1 protein-coding gene is annotated in these 4,089 nt (G+C 68.1%); it reads right to left on the bottom strand.

Features of this window, described 5'->3' with window-relative positions; genetic code table 11:
• Positions 1-81: 81 nt before the first annotated feature.
• Positions 82-3,975, bottom strand: a complete 3,894-nt coding sequence (locus ACFV0G_RS06720; protein WP_380542701.1) for a DNA-directed RNA polymerase subunit beta' — start codon at positions 3,973-3,975, stop codon at positions 82-84.
• Between the last annotated feature and the right edge of the window lie 114 nt (positions 3,976-4,089).

Raw genomic sequence — 4,089 nt, 5'->3', positions numbered from 1 at the left:
CACCCATCTATCCGCCCCCCCGCTCCCCGCGCGGGGGCGCCGCGCGGGGGGGGGGGGGCCCCCCTGCGGTGGGAGGGACTGTCAGCCGCTGTACGGGCCGTAGTCGTAGTCGTCCAGCGGGACCGCCTGGCCGGAGCCGGCGCCGAAGGGCGACAGGTCGTAGTCGTCGTAGCCGACGGCCGAGTACATCGCGGCCTTGGCCTCCTCGGTCGGCTCGACCCGGATGTTGCGGTAGCGGGGCAGACCCGTACCGGCCGGGATGAGCTTACCGAGGATGACGTTCTCCTTGAGGCCCAGCAGCGGGTCCGACTTGGCGTGGATCGCCGCGTCGGTGAGGACCCGGGTCGTCTCCTGGAAGGAGGCGGCCGACAGCCAGGACTCGGTGGCCAGCGAGGCCTTGGTGATACCCATCAGCTGCGGACGGCCGGAGGCGGGGTGACCGCCCTCGGAGACCACACGACGGTTCTCGGTCTCGAAGCGGCCGCGCTCGACGAGCTCGCCCGGGAGCAGCTCGGCGTCGCCCGACTCGATGATCGTCACGCGGCGGAGCATCTGCCGGATGATGATCTCGATGTGCTTGTCGTGGATCGACACACCCTGCGAGTTGTAGACCTTCTGGACCTCGGCCACCAGGTGGACCTGGACGGCACGCTGGCCCATGATGCGCAGGACGTCGTGCGGGTTGGTCGCACCGGCGGTCAGCTTCTGACCGACCGAGACGGCCTCGCCCTCGGAGACCTCCAGCTTGACGCGCTTGGAGACCGGGTACGCGATCTCGTCGCTGCCGTCGTCCGGGGTCACGACGATCTTGCGGGTCTTCTCGGTGTCCTCGATGCGGACACGGCCGGCGGCCTCCGAGATCGGGGCCACACCCTTGGGGGTACGGGCCTCGAAGAGCTCGACGACACGCGGCAGACCCTGGGTGATGTCGTCACCCGCCACACCACCGGTGTGGAAGGTACGCATGGTCAGCTGGGTGCCGGGCTCACCGATGGACTGGGCGGCGATGATGCCGACCGCCTCACCGATGTCGACCAGCTTGCCGGTGGCCAGCGAACGGCCGTAGCACATGGCGCAGGTGCCGACCGCCGACTCACAGGTGAGGATCGAGCGGGTCTTGACCTCGCCGATGCCGTGCCGGATCAGCTCGTCGATCAGCACGTCACCGAGGTCGGTGTTGGCGGTGGCAAGGAGCTTGCCGTCCACCGTGATGTCCTCGGCGAGCATGCGGGCGTAGACGCTGGTCTCGACGTCGTCGGCCTTGCGCAGCACGCCGTCGGCGCCCACGGAGCCGATCGACAGCTTCAGGCCGCGCTCGGTGCCGCAGTCCTCCTCGCGAATGATGACGTCCTGGGAGACGTCGACCAGACGACGGGTGAGGTAGCCGGAGTCGGCGGTACGCAACGCGGTGTCCGCGAGACCCTTACGGGCACCGTGGGTGGAGATGAAGTACTCCAGCACGGACAGGCCCTCACGGAAGGACGCCTTGATGGGACGGGGGATCGTCTCGTTCTTGGCGTTCGACACCAGACCACGCATACCGGCGATCTGACGCATCTGCATCATGTTTCCACGAGCACCCGAGTCGACCATCATGAAGATGGGGTTGGTCTTCGGGAAGTTCGCGGACATCGCCTCGGCGACCTCGTTGGTCGCCTTGGTCCAGATGTTGACGAGCTCGTTCTTGCGCTCGTCGTTGGTGATGAGACCGCGCTCGTAGTTCTTCTGGACCTTCTCGGCCTGCGCCTCGTAGCCCTCCAGGATGGCGGGCTTGCTCGGCGGGACGATGACGTCCGAGATCGAGACGGTGACACCGGAACGGGTCGACCAGTGGAAGCCGGACGCCTTCAGGTTGTCGAGCGTCGCGGCGACGACGACCTTGGGGTAGCGCTCGGCCAGGTCGTTGACGATGGCCGACAGCTGCTTCTTGCCGACCTCGTAGTCGACGAACGGGTAGTCCTCGGGCAGCAGCTCGTTGAAGAGCGCACGGCCCAGGGTCGTGGTGAGCCGGAAGGGCTCGCCCTCGAACCAGGTGGTCTGGCCGTCCTCGTCCACCGGGGCGGCCCAGCCGCGCGGCGGCACCGTGCCGGCGGGCAGGCGCAGGTCGATCGGGGCCTGGACGTCCAGCTCGCGGGCGTCGAAGGCCATGATCGCCTCGGCGGTCGACGAGAAGGAGCGGCCGGCGCCCTTCACGTTCTCGCGGTCCGAGGTGAGGAAGAACAGACCGAGCACCATGTCCTGGGTCGGCATGGTGACCGGGCGGCCGTCGGCCGGCTTGAGGATGTTGTTCGAGGACAGCATCAGGATGCGGGCCTCGGCCTGCGCCTCCGCGGAGAGCGGCAGGTGGACGGCCATCTGGTCACCGTCGAAGTCCGCGTTGAACGCGGTGCAGACGAGCGGGTGGATCTGGATGGCCTTGCCCTCGACCAGCTGCGGCTCGAAGGCCTGGATGCCGAGGCGGTGCAGGGTGGGCGCACGGTTCAGCAGAACCGGGTGCTCGGCGATGACCTCTTCGAGGACGTCCCACACGACCGGGCGGGCGCGCTCGACCATGCGCTTGGCCGACTTGATGTTCTGCGCGTGGTTCAGGTCGACCAGGCGCTTCATCACGAACGGCTTGAAGAGCTCCAGCGCCATGGCCTTGGGCAGACCGCACTGGTGCAGCTTGAGCTGCGGGCCGACGACGATGACCGAACGGGCCGAGTAGTCGACGCGCTTGCCGAGCAGGTTCTGGCGGAAACGACCCTGCTTGCCCTTGAGCATGTCGGACAGCGACTTCAGCGGGCGGTTGCCGGGGCCCGTGACCGGGCGGCCGCGGCGGCCGTTGTCGAAGAGCGCGTCGACGGCCTCCTGGAGCATGCGCTTCTCGTTGTTCACGATGATCTCGGGGGCACCGAGGTCGAGGAGGCGCTTCAGGCGGTTGTTGCGGTTGATGACGCGGCGGTACAGGTCGTTCAGGTCGGAGGTCGCGAAGCGGCCACCGTCCAGTTGCACCATCGGACGCAGGTCCGGCGGGATGACCGGGACGCAGTCCAGCACCATGCCCTTGGGCTTGTTGGTGGTCTGCAGGAACGCGGAGACGACCTTGAGGCGCTTGAGCGCACGGGTCTTCTTCTGGCCCTTGCCGGTGCGGATGATCTCGCGCAGACGCTCGGACTCCTCCGCCAGGTCGAACGACTCCAGGCGGTCCTTGAGCGCCGCGGCGCCCATCGAGCCGGAGAAGTACGTGCCGAAGCGGTCGCGCAGCTCGCGGTAGAGCAGCTCGTCGCCCTCGAGGTCCTGGACCTTGAGGTTCTTGAAGCGGCTCCACACCTCGTCGAGGCGGTCCAGCTCACGCTGGGCGCGGTCGCGCAGCTGCTTCATCTCGCGCTCGGCACCCTCGCGCACCTTGCGGCGGACGTCGGCCTTGGCGCCCTCGGCCTCCAGCTCGGCCAGGTCGGACTCGGCCTTCTTGGCGCGGCCCTCGAGGTCGGCGTCGCGGCGGTTCTCGATCTGCTGGCGCTCGACCGAGACGTGCGCCTCCAGGGACGGCAGGTCGCGCTGGCGGCGCTCGTCGTCGACCCAGGTGATCATGTAGGCGGCGAAGTAGATGACCTTCTCGAGGTCCTTCGGCGCGAGGTCGAGCAGGTAGCCCAGGCGGGACGGGACACCCTTGAAGTACCAGATGTGGGTGACCGGGGCGGCCAGCTCGATGTGGCCCATCCGCTCACGGCGCACCTTGGCGCGGGTCACCTCGACGCCGCAGCGCTCGCAGATGATGCCCTTGAAGCGGACGCGCTTGTACTTACCGCAGTAGCACTCCCAGTCCCGGGTGGGGCCGAAGATCTTCTCGCAGAAGAGGCCGTCCTTTTCGGGCTTCAGGGTGCGGTAGTTGATGGTCTCCGGCTTCTTGACCTCGCCGTGCGACCACTGGCGGATGTCGTCGGCGGTGGCCAGGCCGATGCGGAGCTCGTCGAAGAAGTTGACGTCAAGCACTGGTCGTCAAGCCCTCTTTCGTGATTCGAGAGTTTGTCTGTGGTCTGAGGGGGGCCTGGGGGCGGGGGGGGGGGGGCGGGGGGGCGGGCGGGCGGCGGGGGGGGGTCAGTTAGA

This window comes from Kitasatospora sp. NPDC059571 (assembly GCF_042735675.1).
Lineage (GTDB): Bacteria > Actinomycetota > Actinomycetes > Streptomycetales > Streptomycetaceae > Kitasatospora.
This window is presented reverse-complemented; position numbering and strand designations above follow the sequence as displayed.